Annotated in this window: 14 protein-coding genes; 5 read left to right on the top strand and 9 right to left on the bottom strand. The window is 68.6% G+C overall.

The window, feature by feature from the left end; translation table 11 throughout:
* The first annotated feature begins 188 nt into the window (after positions 1-188).
* The 3 genes from ACTOWL_RS00870 to ACTOWL_RS00860 are packed head-to-tail and all read left to right on the top strand — an operon-like array spanning position 189 to position 3,725.
* Complete coding sequence (locus ACTOWL_RS00870; RefSeq protein ID WP_441319289.1) at positions 189-1,841, top strand: extracellular solute-binding protein; 1,653 nt, start codon at positions 189-191, stop codon at positions 1,839-1,841.
* A gap of 50 nt (positions 1,842-1,891) precedes the next feature.
* Positions 1,892-2,839 (top strand): carbohydrate ABC transporter permease, encoded by a 948-nt coding sequence (locus ACTOWL_RS00865; RefSeq protein ID WP_441319288.1) that lies wholly within the window; start codon positions 1,892-1,894, stop codon positions 2,837-2,839.
* Positions 2,826-3,725 (top strand): carbohydrate ABC transporter permease, encoded by a 900-nt coding sequence (locus ACTOWL_RS00860; RefSeq protein ID WP_441319287.1) that lies wholly within the window; start codon positions 2,826-2,828, stop codon positions 3,723-3,725. The genes ACTOWL_RS00865 and ACTOWL_RS00860 overlap by 14 nt, the downstream gene beginning before the upstream one ends.
* On the opposite strand, the gene ACTOWL_RS00855 is transcribed toward ACTOWL_RS00860, so the two are convergent.
* A complete protein-coding gene (locus tag ACTOWL_RS00855; RefSeq protein WP_441319286.1) occupies positions 3,715-4,410 on the bottom strand; it encodes a hypothetical protein in 696 nt (231 codons plus the stop codon). The two genes, ACTOWL_RS00860 and ACTOWL_RS00855, sit on opposite strands and share 11 nt — an antisense overlap.
* A 163-nt stretch (positions 4,411-4,573) precedes the next feature.
* On the opposite strand from ACTOWL_RS00855, the gene ACTOWL_RS00850 reads away from it, so the two are divergent.
* Positions 4,574-5,620: an IS110 family transposase gene (locus ACTOWL_RS00850; protein WP_441319285.1), complete on the top strand. Its 1,047-nt coding sequence runs from the start codon at positions 4,574-4,576 to the stop codon at positions 5,618-5,620.
* Between the two features lie 357 nt (positions 5,621-5,977).
* Here the strand turns inward: ACTOWL_RS00850 and ACTOWL_RS00845 are convergent, their stop codons facing one another.
* The 8 genes from ACTOWL_RS00845 to ACTOWL_RS00810 all read right to left on the bottom strand — a co-directional run bounded on the left by ACTOWL_RS00845 (position 5,978) and on the right by ACTOWL_RS00810 (position 15,255).
* Positions 5,978-8,458: a glycogen/starch/alpha-glucan phosphorylase gene (locus ACTOWL_RS00845; protein WP_441319284.1), complete on the bottom strand. Its 2,481-nt coding sequence runs from the start codon at positions 8,456-8,458 to the stop codon at positions 5,978-5,980.
* 150 nt (positions 8,459-8,608) lie between these two features.
* Positions 8,609-9,745, bottom strand: a complete 1,137-nt coding sequence (locus ACTOWL_RS00840; protein WP_441319283.1) for a branched-chain amino acid ABC transporter substrate-binding protein — start codon at positions 9,743-9,745, stop codon at positions 8,609-8,611.
* Positions 9,746-9,825: 80 nt separating this feature from the next.
* Complete coding sequence (locus ACTOWL_RS00835) at positions 9,826-10,179, bottom strand: DUF6867 family protein (protein WP_441319282.1); 354 nt, start codon at positions 10,177-10,179, stop codon at positions 9,826-9,828.
* A 10-nt stretch (positions 10,180-10,189) separates the two neighbouring features.
* Complete coding sequence (locus ACTOWL_RS00830) at positions 10,190-10,900, bottom strand: ABC transporter ATP-binding protein (protein ID WP_441319316.1); 711 nt, start codon at positions 10,898-10,900, stop codon at positions 10,190-10,192.
* A complete protein-coding gene (locus tag ACTOWL_RS00825) occupies positions 10,900-11,721 on the bottom strand; it encodes an ABC transporter ATP-binding protein (RefSeq protein WP_441319315.1) in 822 nt (273 codons plus the stop codon). The genes ACTOWL_RS00830 and ACTOWL_RS00825 overlap by 1 nt, the downstream gene beginning before the upstream one ends.
* 29 nt (positions 11,722-11,750) lie before the next feature.
* Positions 11,751-13,271, bottom strand: coding sequence for a high-affinity branched-chain amino acid ABC transporter permease LivM (gene livM / locus ACTOWL_RS00820; RefSeq protein WP_441319281.1), 1,521 nt, complete (start codon positions 13,269-13,271; stop codon positions 11,751-11,753).
* A 4-nt stretch (positions 13,272-13,275) separates the two neighbouring features.
* Positions 13,276-14,196, bottom strand: coding sequence for an ABC transporter permease subunit (locus tag ACTOWL_RS00815; RefSeq protein WP_441319280.1), 921 nt, complete (start codon positions 14,194-14,196; stop codon positions 13,276-13,278).
* Positions 14,197-14,385: 189 nt separating this feature from the next.
* Positions 14,386-15,255 carry a fructosamine kinase family protein gene (locus ACTOWL_RS00810; protein WP_441319279.1) on the bottom strand — a complete coding sequence of 290 codons (870 nt, stop codon included), beginning with the start codon at positions 15,253-15,255 and terminating at the stop codon, positions 14,386-14,388.
* A gap of 75 nt (positions 15,256-15,330) precedes the next feature.
* Between ACTOWL_RS00810 and ACTOWL_RS00805 the strand changes: the two genes are divergently transcribed.
* Positions 15,331-16,644, top strand: a complete 1,314-nt coding sequence (locus ACTOWL_RS00805) for a YcaO-like family protein (protein ID WP_441319278.1) — start codon at positions 15,331-15,333, stop codon at positions 16,642-16,644.
* Positions 16,645-16,673: the final 29 nt, after the last annotated feature.

Raw genomic sequence — 16,673 nt, 5'->3', positions numbered from 1 at the left:
CGATGGGGCGCAGTCTTCCCGCCGATGGGCCGCGGTGCAAGGCCGTTGCGCCGGAGGGCTCCCTTGACAAGCCTTGCGCAATCATCGCACGATTTCGCCTGACATAATGAATGCGAATTGCGTTCGGCGGGCATCTTCGGATCGAAGCTGACCGGACACGTCCGGCGATGTCACAGGGGGAGGAAACCATGGCCATCAGCAGGACTCTGCTGCTGTCGACGGTGCTGGTCGTCCTGAGCGGCCCGACCGCGGCACAGAACACACCGCATGTCACTTGGCACGACGACGGCACGGTGACGCTCAAATCCGATCCCGAATACGGGATGGAGATCACCACGACGAAGGCGGAGCTGGGCTCCCTCTTCGGTCCCGGCCAGAAGCCCTTCGAGGGCGAGACGGTCACCATCCTCAGCCTCGATTCCGGCCCCAAGGGCGGCATCTCCGGCCCGGTCTACATGTTCCGCCCGATCTGGGAGGAGCTGACCGGCGCCAAGCTGAACATCGCCCTGACCCCGATCTCGGAGCTCTACACCAAGACCTTCCTCGACCTGCGCAACGGCACGGGCGAATACGACGCCATCATCGTCGGGGCCTTCTTCTACGGCGACCTGATCGCCGGCAACTACATCCTGCCGGTCGACGAGTGGAAGAAGAGCGGCGAGTACCCGAAATGGGACTACGACGTGATGCCGCCGGCGCTACGCGCCATCTACACCTGGAACAATGTCGGCTACGGCGTGCTCAGCGATGCCGACGGGCAGATCCTGTACTACCGCCGCGACCTGCTGACCGACCCGACGCACCAGGCAGCCTTCAAGGCGGAATACGGCTACGACATGCCGGCGCCGCCGAAGACGCTGCAGCAGCTGCGCGACATCGCCAAGTACTTCAACGGCAAGAACTTCGACAGCAACGACCTGGAGCCGGACAGCGGCGCCGTGCTGCACCTCAAGGTGCGCGAGCAGGGGCTGTACCACTTCACCACCCTCGCCACCTCCTTCGCCATGACTCCGGGCGACACGCTGGACCGCACCCACAATGTCTACTGGTTCGACCCGGTCGACATGAAGCCGCTGATCAACAGCCCGGGCCACGTCAAGGCGCTGGAGTTCCTGAAGGAGCTGGCCGCCTATGGACCTCCGGCGCAGGTGAGCTGGAGCCTGGGCGAGGCCTGGGACTTCTTCCTGCGCGGCAAGGCGGTGTTCAACTTCTCCTATGGCGATGTCGGCGCGCTGGCGCAGGACCTGGAGCGGTCGAAGATCCGCGGCAAGCTCGGCTCCGCGGCCCTGCCGGCCTCAGATACCTATTGGGACATGGAGCAGAAGACCTTCGTCACGGTGAAGGAGCCCCGGCAGGTGGGCAACGTCACCGGCGGGTCCTGGCACGGCGTGGTCTCATCGCTCGGCCAGCATCCCGAGGCGGCCTACAGCCTCTTGTCGCTGATGGCAATCAAGCCGTCGCAGAAGTTCCTGGCCACGATCGGCTGGGACGGCGTCGACCCCGGCTACTCCTACCAGTGGCTGGAGCCGACCGGCGAGGCGAAGCTGACCGATTACACCGAATCCGCCCTGAAATGGGACGCCCAGGACGTGAAGGAGTACCTGGAGGCCTACCACAGCAACTACAACGCCAAGACCATGCTGCCGTATATGCGGATCACCGGCACGCAAGAGTATTACGACTCGCTGGACAGCAACCTGTCGGCGGCAATGAGCGGTTCGAAGACGCCGCAGCAGGCGCTGGACGACACCGCGGTGGCCTGGGAGCAGATCACCGACCGCCTCGGCCGCGACCAGCAGCTGAAGAACTACCAGGCGGCGATCGGCTGGAAGGCCGAATAGCGGCACGGTCCGTGCCTGACGCGTAACGGGAAGGGGGACGAGGCGGCACGATGCGCTGGACCGGACGGATCCGCCTGCTGTTCCTGACCCCGGCGGTGGTCTGGGTGCTGGCCTTCACCATCTTCCCGACGCTCTACACCGTCTTCGCCGCCTTCCACACGGTGAAGACCGAGACCGTGACCACCCGGGCCGAGGTGCCGCGGCTGGATGCCAGCGGCAACCCGGTGCTGAAGGCGGACGGCACGCCGCGCACCCGGACCGAGGTGCAGCGCCAGACCGTCAACACCTGGGATTTCGTCGGCCTGGGCAATTTCGCCCGCGTCTTCACCGATCCCCAGGTGCGTGAGGCGGCGCGGGTGACGGCGATCTTCGTGGTCGTCTCGGTCAGCGTCGAGATGGGGCTGGGCCTGTTGCTGGCCTTCCTGTTCAACCGCAGCATCCCGGGCCGCGGCATCCTGCGCACGATCATGATCCTGCCGATCTTCGCCACGCCGGTGGCGGCCGGGTACCTGTTCTTCACCATCTTCTACGAGGCCGGCGGGCCGCTGGGTTGGACCGGCATCCCCTGGCTGTCGAACCCGGGCTGGGCCCTGGTGTCGATCATGATCGTCGACATCTGGCAGTGGACGCCGTTCTGCTTCCTGGTCCTGCTGGCCGGGCTGCAGGGCGTCCCGGACGACCTGATCGAGGCGGCGCGGCTGGAGACCAGCTCCAGTTTCCGGATCTGGACCGGGGTGGTGCTGCCGCTGATGACGCCGGTGATCGTGATCGTGCTGCTGCTGCGCCTGGCCGAGGCGATGAAGGTGTTCGACGTCGTCGCCTCGCTGACCGTGGGCGGGCCTGGCAACGCCACCCAGTCGGTCTCCTACCTCGCCTTCCGCACCGGGCTGCGCTTCTTCGACGTCGGCTACGCCTCGGCCCTGGCGCTGACCCTGCTGGCCGTGGTGATGGCGATCGTCACCCTGTTCTTCAAGCGGGTGCGCAATGTCTACGCCTGACGCCGCCGCGCCGGTCCACGAAGCCCCGGTCGACCGGGTCAAGCCGCTGGGCCGCCGCAGCAGCATGGCCGATTCGCTGTGGTCGCTGGTCGCGATCGCGGCCACGGTCCTGTTCTTCTTCCCGCTGTACTGGGCGATCTCGACCGCGCTGCGCAACCCGGCCGACACCTTCACCGTGGCCGGGCTCGGCATCCCCTGGCTCGACTTCCAGCCGACCCTGAAGAACTTCGCGGTGGAGCTGAGCACGCCGGAGGGCTGGCGCGCGCTGCAGACCAGCCTGATCGTCTCGCTCAGCGCCGTCGTCCTGGCCCTCGCCCTCGGCCTGCCGGCGGCCTATGCGCTGGCCCGGTTCCGATTCTGGAGCAACAGCGACATCACCATCTGGTTCCTGTCGCAGCGCGTGCTGCCGCCGGTGGCGACGCTGCTGCCCTTCTACATCGTGTTCCGGTCGCTCGACATGCTGGACAGCAAGACCGCGCTGATCCTGTGCAACGCCACCTTCATCCTGCCCTTCGTCGTCGTCATCCTGCGCCAGACCTTCCTCGACCTGCCGGTCGAACTGGAGGAGGCGGCGCTGGTCGACGGCGCGTCACATTGGCAGGCCTTCCTGCGTGTCGCCCTGCCCCTGGCGGCGCCGGCGGTGGCGGCCACCGCGATGATCATCTTCGCCTTCGCCTGGAACGAGTTCCTGTTCTCCTCGTCGCTCGGCATCACCGAGACCAAGATGATGCCTGCCCACATGGCCGGCGCGGTCGACACCCGCGGCGTGCAGTTCTGGTTCATGGCGACCCGGGCGCTGATCGCGATGATCCCGCCGGTGCTGCTGGCGCTGTTCGCCCAGCGCTACATCGTGCGCGGCCTGACGCTGGGAGCGGTCAAGGGCTGAGGCGCACCCGCAGCCGCGCGAACACGGCGAGATGGGTGACGATCAGCAGCGGCACCAGATAGGCCGGGATCAGCAGCAGCGGCAGGTTGTTCATCAGCCCCGTCCCGGGCTCGCCGAAGAAGAGCCGCAGCGGAGACCCCGGCGCCGAGGTCAGGCCGAGGCCGATGGCGACGACGAGGTCGAGCAGCCCGAGCGCGTTCCACCCGAGGGCGACCGGGCGCCAGCCGGGCGTGCCGGCCTTGACCATCAGCGCGACCGGGATCGCCGCCAGGGCGACCAGCACGTCGCCCCAGCCCGCGATCGGGCCGAACGGCGCCGGCAAGCGGCCGGCCTCGTGCCAGAGCACCATGACGATCCCCGCCACCCGAGTGGCGTGAAGGCCGATCAGCACCGGCAGCGGGATGCCGCGCCAGGCCCGTTGCAGCAGGCCCGGCCGGGCGCGGCCCAGGGCCAGGATCGCGACCGGCAGCAGCACGGCCAGGCCGAGCGCCGGCGGGCCGAGGCCGCGGACGTCGTCGAACAGCCCGGCGGCGCCGAGCCCGGCGATCAGCGCGAACCAGCCCGCCAGCACGGTCGCGGCCAGGACGCGGCCGGCGGACCCGGCGGGAATGGCGATCGACAGCCCGGCCACCAGGATCGCCGCACCGGCCGTGAGGCCGATGGCGGCGAGCAGATCGGAGACCATGATGTCCTCAAGGATCAAGCCGCGGGACGAAGGCGGCCGCCTTTATATGATTATCATAATCTAAAGATGGAAGGGGCCGAGACCACTGATGTGGTGGACGGCCCCCGAACGGCATCAGTGTGCCAGGATGAGGCTGTCGAAATCTCATCGAAGGAGGCCGTCCGTGACCGAGATTACGCGCATTGGGATGGATACGTCGAAGAGTGTTTTCCAGCTGCACGGGGTGGATGCCGAGGAGGGTGTGGTGCTGCGGAAGAAGCTGCGTCGGCAGGATGTGCTGGCATTCTTCGCCAAGCTGCCGCCGTGCCGGGTGGGGATGGAAGCCTGCGGCGGGTCGCATTACTGGGCCCGGGAGCTGCAGAAGCTGGGCCATCGGGTGGAGCTGATCCCGCCGCAATACGTGAAGCCCTATGTGCTGCGCGGCAAGCACGACGCGGCGGATGCCCAAGCGATCTGCGAGGCGATGAGCCGACCGCATCTGCAGCGGCGTCTGGTGCCGGTGAAGAGCGCGGAGGCCCAGGCGGCGCTGATGCTGGCCGGGCTGCGCGACCGGCTGGTGCGCCAGCGGACCCAGCTGATCAACACGATCCGCGGCTATGCCGCCGAGTTCGGGCTGGTCGCCGCCAAGGGCCCGGCCAAGATCGCGGCGCTGTTGCGGCGGATCGAGGGCGAGGCGGCGGTGCCGGAGCCGGCGCGGGCCCTGTTCGCCGAGCTGGCCGAGGAGCATGCCCGGCTCGAGGCGCGGATCGAGGCGATCGAGGCCAAGCTGATGGCCTGGCATCGCCAGGACGAGCTCAGTCGCCGCTTGGCTCAGATCCCGAGCATCGGGCCGATCGGTGCTTGCTTCCTGGTGCTGAAGGCGCCCGATCCGCAACGCTTCCGCTCCGGCCGCGACTTCGCCGCCTGGATCGGCCTCACGCCGAAGAACCACACCACCGCCGGCAAGCAGCGGCTGGGGGTGATCACCCGCGCCGGCGACGAAACCCTGCGCAGCGTGCTCGTGGTCGGCGCCACCTCGGTGATCCGGCAGGTCCGCCGCGGCACCAGCCGCTCGGCGCCGCCCTGGCTGCTCGCGCTCCTCGCCCGCAAGCCGCCCAAGCTCGCCGCCGTGGCGCTCGCCAACAAGGTCGCCCGCATCGCCTGGAAGCTGATGGTCACAGGCGAGCGCTACGACCCAGGCCGTCTCGCCGCCGCACCCACCACCCACTGAGAGCTCTGCGGGACCCACGGCGCGACCCTCCCGGGACGCTCCACGACCCCGCCGAGGCCGGAACTTGCAAGCAGACGAACAGATGATGGGATCGATCGATCCAAGACGGGAGACACTCCGTGCCATCCAGTGGCGCTTCGACGTCTCACCTCTGTGCGGGTCTCCCGACGCGGATATCATCTTGGCCAGCGATCAAGTGCGATCGCACCCAACAGGCCGGACATATGGATGCAAGCGATCCGAACCCAGAACCCTGACCGAATGCCTTGCAGGCAGGGGGCCGTCCACATATGGATGGCCACGCCCCTTCGGGGCTCGCCATGACGGGTTAACCTTTTCGACTGTGTCCCGACGCCCCTACTCCGCCGCCCGGGCCAGCGGCGGCCAGACGTCCCAGATCTCCTCGGCGTAGTCGCGCACCGTGCGGTCGGAGGAGAACCAGCCGACATGGGCGGTGTTCTGGATCGCCATGCGGGTCCAGCCGGCGCGGTCGCGGTACAGCGCGGCGGCGCGGGCCTGGGCGTCCCAATAGGCGGCGAAATCGGCCGCCACCAGGAACCAGTCGCTGTGCCGCAGCGCGTCGGTGAGCGGCCGGAACCGGCCCGGATCGTCGGGCGAGAAGGTGCCGTCCTCGATCGCCGCCACGGCGCGGGCCAGGCGCGGGTCGGCCGCGATCACCGCCGCCGGGTCGTAGCCCTGGGCACGCTTCGCCGCCACCTCGGCCGCGGTCATGCCGAAGATCAGGATGTTGTCCGCGCCCACCCGCTCGGCGATCTCGACATTGGCGCCGTCCAGCGTGCCGATGGTGATCGCGCCGTTCAGCGCGAACTTCATGTTGCCGGTGCCCGAGGCCTCCATGCCGGCGGTCGAGATCTGCTCCGACAGGTCGGCGGCCGGGATGATGCGCTCGGCCAGCGTGACGTTGTAGTTCGGCAGGAACACCATCTTCAGCTGGTCGCGGATCTCGGCGTCGGCGTTGATCACCCGCGACACGTCGTTCGCCAGCTTGATGATCAGCTTGGCCGTGGCGTAGCCCGGGGCGGCCTTGCCGGCGAAGATCTTGACCCGCGGCGTCCAGGCCGCGTCCGGGGTGTCGCGCATCTCCTGCCACAGCGCCACGGCGTGCAGGATGTTCAGCAGCTGGCGCTTGTATTCGTGGATGCGCTTGACCTGGACGTCGAACAGCGCGTCGCCGGACACGCGGAGATCCGCGATCTCGCCGATGTGATGCGCCAGCAGCGCCTTGTTGCGGCGCTTCACCGCCCAGAACGCCTCGCGGAAGGCGGTGTCCTGGGTCTTGCCGGCCAGGGCCGACAGCCGCTCCAGATCGTCCTCCCAGCCGGTGCCGATCATGTTGTGGATCAGCTGCGCCAGGTTCGGGTTGGCCTGCACCAGCCAGCGGCGCGGGGTGATGCCGTTGGTCTTGTTGGTGATCCGGTCCGGGAACTCCTCGTTCAGGTCGCGGAACACCGTCTCGCGCATCAGCTGGGTGTGCAGCGCCGAGACGCCGTTGACCCGGTGGCTGCCGAGGAAGGCCAGCGGCCCCATGCGCACCCGGCGGTCCCAGCCCTCCTGGATCAGCGACAGGGTGGACAGGCGGCTCGGGTCCTTGGCGATCACGCGCGAGGATTTCAGGAAGCGGTCGTTGATCTCGTAGATGATCTGCAGGTGGCGCGGCAGCACCCGCTCCAGCAGCGCCACCGGCCAGGTCTCCAAGGCCTCGGGCATCAGCGTGTGGTTGGTGTAGCTGATGCAGCCGGTGGTGATCTTCCAGGCGCGATCCCAGTCCAGCCGGTGCCGGTCGATCAGCAGGCGCATCAGCTCCGGCACCGCGATCGCCGGATGGGTGTCGTTCAGCTGCATCGCCGCCTTGGCCGGCAGGTCGTCATAGCCGTCGTGATGCATCCGGTGCCGGCGCAGCACGTCCTGCAGCGAGGCCGAGGTGAAGAAGTATTCCTGCTTGAGCCGCAGCTCCTGCCCCGCCGGGGTGTTGTCGTTCGGGTACAGCACACGCGACAGGGTCTCGGACAGGATCTTGTCCTCGACCGACTTCATATAGTCGCCGGAGTTGAAGCGGACGAGGTCGAACTCCCGCACCGGCTTGGCCGACCACAGCCGCAGGGTGTTGACCGTGGCGCCGCCCCAGCCGACCACCGGCGTGTCGTAGGCGACGGCGAGCACCCGCTGGCTGCCCTGCCAGCGCGCCGTCGGCTTGCCGTTGGGGCCCGGTTCACCGGGTTCGACCTTGCCGAAGAAATCGATGGGGTAGGCGACCTCCGGCCGCTCGAACTCCCAGGGATTGCCGAATTTCAGCCAGTCCTCGGGGTATTCGACCTGCCAGCCGCGGTCGAATTGCTGCTCGAACAGCCCGTATTCGTAGCGGATGCCGTAGCCGGTGCCGGCGATGCCGAGCGTCGCCATGCTGTCGAGGAAGCAGGCGGCGAGGCGGCCGAGGCCGCCATTGCCGAGCGCCGCGTCCGGCTCGACCTCCAGCACGGCGCCGAGATCGACGCCGAAATCGGACAGCGCCTCGCGACAGGTCTCATACAGGCCGAGATTGGTCAGCGCATTGGCCATCAGCCGGCCGATCAGGAATTCCAGGCTGAGATAATAGACCCGCTTGCCGTCGGTCGCTTCTTCGAGGTGCTGCGCCCCCATCCAGCGGTCGACCAGGCGGTCGCGCACGGCCAGCGCCGTGGCGGCGAACCAGTCGTGCCGGGTGGCGCGATGGATCTCGCGCCCGACGGCGTAGACCAGCCATTCCAGGATGTCGCGCTTCAGCGACTCCCGGTCGAGCCCGCGCGGCTCGATGGTGATCGGGGTGGCTGGCAGCTCCATCGCTGACCCCCATGCTGCACTGCGATATAGACCGTCTGTTACACCACGGATCGGCCCCGCGATCAATCATATGACAAAAAAGACCCGGCGGGGTTCTCCGCCGGGTCGACAATGTCCATGGCCGGTGGCGTCCGCCACTGGCCTTTGGTGTTACTTGGCGCCGACCTTGGCCAGCTCGCCCTGGGTGGCTTCAGCGTAGGTGCCGCTGTTCCAGATGTAGAAGACGTAGTCCGACTTGGTCAGATCGCCCTTGGCGTCAAAGGACAGATCTCCGATCACGGTGCTGTACTTGCTGCCGTCATGCAGCGCCTCGGCCACCTTCGGTCCCTCCAGGCTCTTGGCCTTGGTCGCCGCCTCGGCCCAGGCCTGGACCGCGGCATAGGTGAGGAGGGTGTAGCCCTCGGGCTCGTACTTGTCGGCCCGGAACTTGTCCACCACCGCCTTGGCGCCCGGATTGCTGCGCTGGTCGGCCGGGAAGGTCATCAGCACGCCCGCACCGGCTTCGCCGGTGATGCCCCAGAACTCCTGGGTGACGATGCCGTCGCCGGAAATGAACTGGGCGTTCAGCCCCTGCTCGCGCGCCTGGCGCACGATCAGCCCGGCCTCGTTGTGCAGGCCGCCGAAATAGATCAGGTCGATCTTGGCCTGCTTCATCTTCGAGACGACGGCCGAGAAGTCGCGCTCACCGACGGTGATGCCCTCATACAGCACCTCGGTCAGGCCGGCCTTGTTCATCGCCGATTTGGTGGCGTCGGCCAGGCCCTTGCCGTAGGTGGTCTGGTCCTGGAGGATGGCGACGTTGCGGCCCTTGAACTTCTCGGCGATGAAGGCGCCGGCGACGTCGCCCTGCTGGTCGTCGCGGCCGCAGGTGCGGAAGGTGGTCTTCTGCCCCTGCTCGGTCAGCTGCGGGTTGGTCGAGGCCGGGGTGATCTGGACGATGCCTTCCTCGGCATAGATCGCGGAGGCCGGGATCGAGACCGAGGAGTTGTAGTGGCCGATCACCGCCACCACGCCCTGCCCCACCAACTCGTTCGCGGCGGCGACGCCCTGGCGCGGGTCGGAGGCATCGTCGCCATAGACCACGCTGATCTTCTCGCCGTTGATGCCGCCAGCGTCGTTGATGGCCTTCACCGCGGCGTCGGTGCCGCGCTTCAGCTGCTCGCCGAAGGCGGCGTTCGGGCCGGTCAGCGGCGCGCCGAGACCGATCTTCACCTCGGCCCAGGCCGGGGCCGACGCCATTGCGGCCAGGGCTACGCCGGCCAGGAGCACTCGGTTGAATCTCGTCATCAGATCGCTCTCCCAGTTCATCGCCCGGCGGGACGACCCCGCCGGTCTTTGCTTCCCGCCGATCCGAAAGGACCGGCGTCTTACCGTGCGGCCGGCGGCCGCTCGCGCCAGCCGAACAGGCCGGCGCGCTCATACAGCCACGGATACTGCCGCACCATCTTCGCCGCCCGCGTCATCCGGTAGGCGACCGTGGCGCACAGGCCGATCCAGACAAGATCGATGACGAAGCCGGTCGGCGACAAGAGCGTACCGCCGAACAGCGCGTAATGTAGGAACCGGGTCGCACAGGCGAGCAGCACCACGAAGGGGATCACCTTGCGCATCGGCGCCCAGCCCTGGGCCTGGCCCTGCCCGGTCAGCAGGCCGGCGCCGCCGCCCAAAATCAGGCTGACGAAGATGAAATCGCCGACCGAGGTTCCGAGGATCTGTTCCATCGCCCGCCCCTCAATGCCCGCCTTCGAGATAGGCGGCCCGGACCTCCGGATTCGCCAGCAGCTCGCGTCCGCTGCCGCTCATCGTCACCCGGCCGTTGACCATGACATAGCCGCGATGCGCCAGCTTCAGCGCGTGGAAGGCGTTCTGCTCGACCAGGAACACGGTCATGCCCTTTTCCCGGTTGATCACCTTGATCGCCTCGAAAATCTGCTTCACCACCAGCGGCGCCAGGCCGAGCGACGGCTCGTCCAGCAGCAGGAGGCGCGGCCGGCTCATCAGCGCACGGCCGATCGCCAGCATCTGCTGCTCGCCGCCCGACAGGGTGCCGCCGCGCTGGACCTGCCGCTCCTTCAGCCGCGGGAACAGGGTGAAGATCTGCTCGAGGTCGCGGCCGAACTCCACCGGATCGGCGGTCAGCGCCCCCATCTGCAGGTTTTCCATCACCGTCATGCGCGGGAAGATGCGACGGCCCTCCGGCGAGATGGCGACGCCGCGGCGCACGATCTCGAAGGTCGGCAGCCGGGTGATCTCCTTGCCGTCGAACAGCACCGCCCCCTGGCGCGCCTGCGGGTTGCCGCAGATCGTCATCAGCAGCGTCGACTTGCCGGCGCCGTTGGCGCCGATCAGGGTGACGATCTCGCCTTCCTTGACCTCGACATCGACGCCGCGCAGCGCTTCGATGGCGCCGTAGAAGGTGTGCACGCCCTGCAGCGACAGCATCACGGCCGGGCCTCCCCGGTCGCGGCGGCAAGATCGGCGGCGATTTCCGGCGGCAGATCATCCTCCTCCGGCTCGCCGAGATAGGCGCGGATCACCGCCTCGTCGCTGCGGATCTCGGCCGGCGTGCCGTCGGCGATCTTCTTGCCATGGTCGAGCACGACGATGTGGTCGGATATCTGCATGACGACGCTCATGTCGTGCTCGATCAGCAGCACGCTGGTGTCGTGCTCGTCGCGGATGGCGCGCAGGAGCCCGTTCAGCTCCTGCGATTCGCGCGGGTTGAGGCCGGCGGCCGGTTCGTCCAGGCACAGGATCACCGGGTCGATGCACATCGCCCGCGCGATCTCCAGCCGGCGCTGGCCGCCATAGGGCAGGCTGCCGGCGGAATCGTCGGCCTGGGCGGTCAGCCCGACCCGGTCGAGCCAGAACTTCGCCTTCTCCACCGCCTCGCGCTCCGCCCGCCGATAGCTGGGCAGACCGAACAGCCCGGCGATCGAGAAGGCCGAGGCCTTCATCAGCTTGTTGTGCTGGGCCACCATCAGGTTCTCCAGCACGCTCATCCCGGCGAACAGCCGGATGTTCTGGAAGGTGCGGGCGACCCGCGCCTGCTGGGCGATGCGGTAGCCCGGGATCTGCTCCAGCAGGAACTCGCTGCCGTCGACCCGCAGCGTCATCCGCCCCGAGGTCGGCCGGTAGAAGCCGGTGATGCAGTTGAACAGCGTGGTCTTGCCGGCGCCGTTCGGCCCGATCACGGCGGTGATGTCGCCGGCGCGGATGTCGAAGGTGGCGTCGTCGATGGCGACGAGGCCGCCGAAGCGCATCGAGACATGCTCGATGGTCAGAAGGGCGGTCACGAAGAGGCTCCCTTCTTGCCGTGCAGCAGGATGGTCGGGTCGCGATGCGCCAGCAGGCCGCGCGGGCGCCACACCATGATGCCGACCATGCACAGGCCGAACACCAGCATGCGGTACAGGTCGAGGCCGCGGAACGCCTCCGGCAGGCCGATGATCAGGCAGGCGGCGACGACGATGCCGAGCTGGCTGCCCATGCCGCCGAGCACCACGATCGCCAGCACGATCGCCGATTCGATGAAGGAGAAGCTCTCCGGGCTGATGAAGCCCTGGTAGGTGGCGAAGAAGCTGCCGGCGAAGCCGCCGCACATCGCCGAGGTGGCGAAGGCCGCCAGCTTCAGGTTGGTGCGGTTGATGCCGAGCGACTGGCAGGCGATGTCGTCCTCGCGGATCGCCTCCCAGCCCCGGCCGACCGGCAGCCGGCGCAGCCGCACGCTGATGAAGTTGACCAAGAGAGCCAGGGCCAGGATCAGCAGGTAGAGGAAGATGATGCGCTGCGTCGGGTCGTAGTCCAGGCCGAACAGCTGGTGGAAGGCGGTGACGCCCTCGGGCGGGTTGCGGTCGAAGGGGAAGCCGAAGAAGCTGGGCCGTGGGATGTTGTTGATGCCGTTCGGACCGTTGGTGACCGGCGCCCAGTTGATCAGGATGATGCGGATGATCTCGCCGAAGCCGAGGGTGACGATGGCGAAATAGTCGCCGCGCAGCCGCAGCACCGGATAGCCCAGGATCACGCCGAAGCCGGCGGCCAGCAGCCCGGCCAGCGGCAGGCAGAGCCAGAAGCTGAAGCCGAAAGTGGTCGCCAGCAGCGCGTAGGAATAGGCGCCGACGGCATAGAAGGCGACGTAGCCGAGGTCGAGCAGCCCGGCCAGGCCGACGATGATGTTCAGCCCCCAGCCGAGCATGATGTAGGTCAGCACGATGATGGCGACGCCCAGCGTGCTGCGGGTGGCGAGGTCGGTGAACGGGAAGATCACCGCCAGCAGCACCAGGATCGGTCCGACATAGACGCTGAGACGCTGCACCCGGGCGCCGACCCGGTCCATCGCCCGATCGCGCTCCTGCCGCGACAGGCTGGCGCGGTTGCGGCGCTGCACCAGGATCGACTGGACCAGCAGCCACAGCGCCCCGAACGCCCCGATCAGCAGCAGCGGCACCGAGTGCAGATCCTGCACCGGCAGCGGCGGCAGCGCATCGGAAATCAGCGGCCGCAGATATTGGTAGACCGGCGGCAGGGCGAAGACGACGAGGAACAGCAGGCTGATCCAGAACACCGGCCGGGACACGCCCTCGCGGTTCAGGATGATGCCGATGCGGCCGAGGAAGACCAGCCCGACGGCGATGGCGACGGCGGTGAAGTCGGTCTGATAGCCCAGCGCGCCGCTCTGCTCCACCGTGCGGATGCCGACCAGCGGGGCGGTGAGGACCAGCGCGATCAGGCCGGCGACCCCGGCCTCCTTCACCATGGCCACGAGGTCGAGGCGGCGCCCGGCGGCCGCGTCGGATTGCGCGATCGTCGCCATGGCGTCAGACCTTCTCGATGTCGGGGCGGCCGAGCAGGCCGGACGGGCGGAAGATCAGCACCAGCACCAGGATGGTGAAGGCAGCGACATCCTTGTACTCCGACGAGAAGTAGCCCGACCAGAAGGCCTCGATCAGCCCGATCAGGATGCCGCCCAGCATCGCTCCCGGCAGCGAGCCGATGCCGCCCAGCACCGCCGCGGTGAAGGCTTTGATGCCGGCCAGGAAGCCGATGTAGAAGTCGATCACGCCGTAGTAGAGGGTCACCATCACGCCGGCCACCGCGGCCAGCGCCGCGCCGATGACGAAGGTCGTCGAGATGGTGCGGCCGACATCGACGCCGATCAGCGCCGCCATGGTGCGGTCCTGGGCGCAGGCGCGCTGCTGCCGGCCGAGCGAGGTGCGGTTGATCACCCATGTCAGCCCGATCATCAGGCTGAGGGTGAGCAGCACGATGATGATCTGCAGATACGACAGGCTGACGTCGAAGCCGCCGCCGGAGGTCAGCTGGAACCCGCCCGGGATCTGCGGCGGCACCGGCTTGCGCCGGGCGCCCTGCAGCAGCTGGACGTAGTTCTGCAGGAAGATCGACATGCCGATCGCGGAGATCAGCGGCGCCAGCCGGGTCGAGCCGCGCAGGGGCCGGTAGGCCAATCGCTCGACGGTCCAGCCATAGGCCGCGGTCACCACCACACTGACGATCAGCACGATCGCCAGGGCCAGGGCCACCGACACGCCGGGCACGCCGAAGGCGCCGAGCACGACGAAGCCGATCACCGCGATGAACGCGCCGATCATATAGATCTCGCCATGGGCGAAATTGATCATGCCGATGATGCCGTACACCATCGTATAGCCGATCGCGATCAGACCGTAGATCGCGCCCAGCGTCAGCCCATTGATGAGCTGCTGCAGGAAATATTCCATGCTCGCGCCGAATTGCCTCCACAGACCATCCGCGGATGGTCGTCCTCATCTGTTCGCTCGCCGTTTAAACCGAGGGCGTTTCTCTGTTCAAGCTCCGCGTCGACGTCGGATTGGCGCGACTATGGCGAAGAAAATGGACCGTTACAATCTCAATGAATCATAAGACGTTTCGGGGGCTTAGGCCATGGATCAGGCGCCGTAGCGGTCGAGAATCCGGCGGATCGGCGCGGCATAGGCCGGGTCCCAGTACCGCACATGCACCAGCAGCGGATACAGCAGATAGATCGGCCGACGGTCGTTCCAGAAGTCGGGATCGAGCGGCGCCAGCTCGGCATAGCGGCGGAAAAAAATATCGTCGAAGGTGCCGAACAGGGTCGGGTAGGTCAGCTCCATCTCCGGATGGCCGCAGGAAATGGCGGGGTCGATGAATGCGGCGATTCGGCCGCCCCGGTGCAGCAGGTTGCCGGTCCAGATGTCGCCGTGCAGCAGCGCCGGATGGCGCGGCTCCGACAGCAGCTCCTCGAGCCGCGCGGCCAGCGCCTCCAGTCGGCGCAGGAGATCGGCGTCGACCGTGCCCTCGGCATGGCCGGCGCGGGCCATGTGCAGCAGGCGGTGGTCGCGGAAGAACGGCACCCAGCGGTCGGCCGGCGGGTTCGGCTGCGGCAGCTTGCCGATGGTGGTGTCGCGGCCGTAGCCGAAGCGCGGCCAGGCCGGCCCGTGCAGCGCCGCCAGCAGTTCGGCGGCATGCAGCTGCGCCGACGCCGAGGGCGGCCCGGGCTCGTGCTCGACATGCTCCAGCAGCAGCAGGTCCTCGGCGGCGTGCAGCACGGCCGGCAGCGGCAGGGCGGAATGCCGGGCCAGCTCGCCCAGCATCCAGGCCTCGAGCAGCAGCGGCCCCGCCCCGGCCTTGGCCACCACCCGGCCGCCATCGGCGAGGTCGACCCGCAGCACCGCGACGGTCGACCCGCCCGGCAGCGGCTCGGCCGCCACCGGCCGGACGCCGAGCGCGGCGGCGATCCGGTCGGCGAGGAGGTGATCGAGGGCGGTCAGGAGCGGCATCCGGCAAAAATCTCCACGCGTTTCGCGGCTGCCATGGTGATATGGGCGCAGGTCCCGCCCGTGATCCGGAGCATCATGCTCGCACCGCCCTCCGTCTACGACACCTGTGCCCGGCTGTTCGAGCAAGCCCCCGATTCTGGCGCAGCCGGCCAGGCCGTGGAAGAGGCCCGGCGGCTCCTGGCGGCCTTCGGGGTGGCGCCGGACGGCAGCGACGAGGACGCGCGGACCGCCCGGCTGTTCCGGCTGGCCGCGACGCTGGAGGCCAGCTTCGTGGTGCCGGCGATGGATTATCCCGGCCTGACTGTCCTCGGCGCCCGGCTGCGCCGGCCCGCCGGCGACGGCGCGGCGATCGCCGTGGACGGCGTGATCGGATGCGACCCGAGCCCGTGGCGGGCCTTCCAGAAATGCATCGGCGAGGCGGCGGAGACCCTGGCCCTGGCCGCGCCCGAGATCGGCGACGCCGCCCCGGACGGCGCGGCCGAGACCATCGCCGCCCGCTTCGCCGGCCAGGTCGAGGCGCGGACCGGCGTGGCATCGGAAGCGGCGCTCGCGGCTGCCCCGGCCGTCGCCGGGGTGGAGCTGGCGACCGGCCGTCCCGTGCTGGTGCCGCGGCCGCTGGTCTTCGGGCGGTCAAGCGGGCTGCGGGCCGCGGTCCCGGTCAGCGAAGGGTGTGCCGCCGGCCCGACCCCCGACGCCGCCGCCCGATCGGCCCTGTTCGAGCTGGTCGAGCGGCATGTGGTCGCGCATTGGTGGCATGGCGGCCGGCCCGCCCGCCGGTTGCCGCCGGCGCTGATGGCCGCCGCGATCGACCGGCTGCGCCCCGGGGCCGAGACGCCATGGCCGCGCCAGGGCTTCGCGCTCGAACTCGACGCCGGCGGCCTGCCGCTCGCCGTCATCGCCGCGGCCTCCGTCAGCCCCATCCACGGCCTGGTCGCCCTGGGCTTCGCCGCCCGGCCCGGCCGGGCCGCCGCGCTGGAGGCGGCCGTCCTGGAGATGATCCAGTCCGAGATCGCCAACGACCTGCTGTTCCTCCGGCTGCGCCGCGCCGGGCCGGTGCCGGACCCGGCGGACCAGGAGCGGCTCGCCGCGAAGCACGCGCTGCGACCCGAGGCGCTGCTGGCCACGGCAAATGGCGACGCGACGGACAACGGCACCGACGGACCGGACTCCCTGCCCGGTCTCCTGGCCGCCTTGGCCCAGCAGGGCATGGCGATTTTCCGGGTCGATCTGACCGGGAGGGCTGGGATTTCCGTCGTGAAGCTGCTATCGCCGAAGCTACAGTCCTCCTCGTCCGCCGCGGTGACGGAGGGGCTGCGCCAGACGGCCTCACACTTCGGGCGTCCGCTGAATAGTTTGATCGAGCGCCCGGCGATATTTAATAGTTTGTGAGCCCAGTCCGCTGCGGTTTCAATTGGTTG

The sequence above is a fragment of the Inquilinus sp. CA228 genome, from assembly GCF_052078665.1.
In the GTDB taxonomy this organism is placed as follows: Bacteria; Pseudomonadota; Alphaproteobacteria; order DSM-16000; family Inquilinaceae; genus Inquilinus.
This window is presented reverse-complemented; position numbering and strand designations above follow the sequence as displayed.

Coding starts and splice junctions, on each gene's coding strand:
- ACTOWL_RS00870 (WP_441319289.1), top strand. CDS start 189: ATGGCCATCAGCAGGACTCTGCTGCTGTCGACGGTGCTGGTCGTCCTG.
- ACTOWL_RS00865 (WP_441319288.1), top strand. CDS start 1,892: ATGCGCTGGACCGGACGGATCCGCCTGCTGTTCCTGACCCCGGCGGTG.
- ACTOWL_RS00860 (WP_441319287.1), top strand. CDS start 2,826: ATGTCTACGCCTGACGCCGCCGCGCCGGTCCACGAAGCCCCGGTCGAC.
- ACTOWL_RS00855 (WP_441319286.1), bottom strand. CDS start 4,410: ATGGTCTCCGATCTGCTCGCCGCCATCGGCCTCACGGCCGGTGCGGCG.
- ACTOWL_RS00845 (WP_441319284.1), bottom strand. CDS start 8,458: ATGGAGCTGCCAGCCACCCCGATCACCATCGAGCCGCGCGGGCTCGAC.
- ACTOWL_RS00840 (WP_441319283.1), bottom strand. CDS start 9,745: ATGACGAGATTCAACCGAGTGCTCCTGGCCGGCGTAGCCCTGGCCGCA.
- ACTOWL_RS00835 (WP_441319282.1), bottom strand. CDS start 10,179: ATGGAACAGATCCTCGGAACCTCGGTCGGCGATTTCATCTTCGTCAGC.
- ACTOWL_RS00830 (WP_441319316.1), bottom strand. CDS start 10,900: ATGCTGTCGCTGCAGGGCGTGCACACCTTCTACGGCGCCATCGAAGCG.
- ACTOWL_RS00825 (WP_441319315.1), bottom strand. CDS start 11,721: ATGCGCTTCGGCGGCCTCGTCGCCATCGACGACGCCACCTTCGACATC.
- livM (WP_441319281.1), bottom strand. CDS start 13,271: ATGGCGACGATCGCGCAATCCGACGCGGCCGCCGGGCGCCGCCTCGAC.
- ACTOWL_RS00815 (WP_441319280.1), bottom strand. CDS start 14,196: ATGGAATATTTCCTGCAGCAGCTCATCAATGGGCTGACGCTGGGCGCG.
- ACTOWL_RS00810 (WP_441319279.1), bottom strand. CDS start 15,255: ATGCCGCTCCTGACCGCCCTCGATCACCTCCTCGCCGACCGGATCGCC.
- ACTOWL_RS00805 (WP_441319278.1), top strand. CDS start 15,331: ATGCTCGCACCGCCCTCCGTCTACGACACCTGTGCCCGGCTGTTCGAG.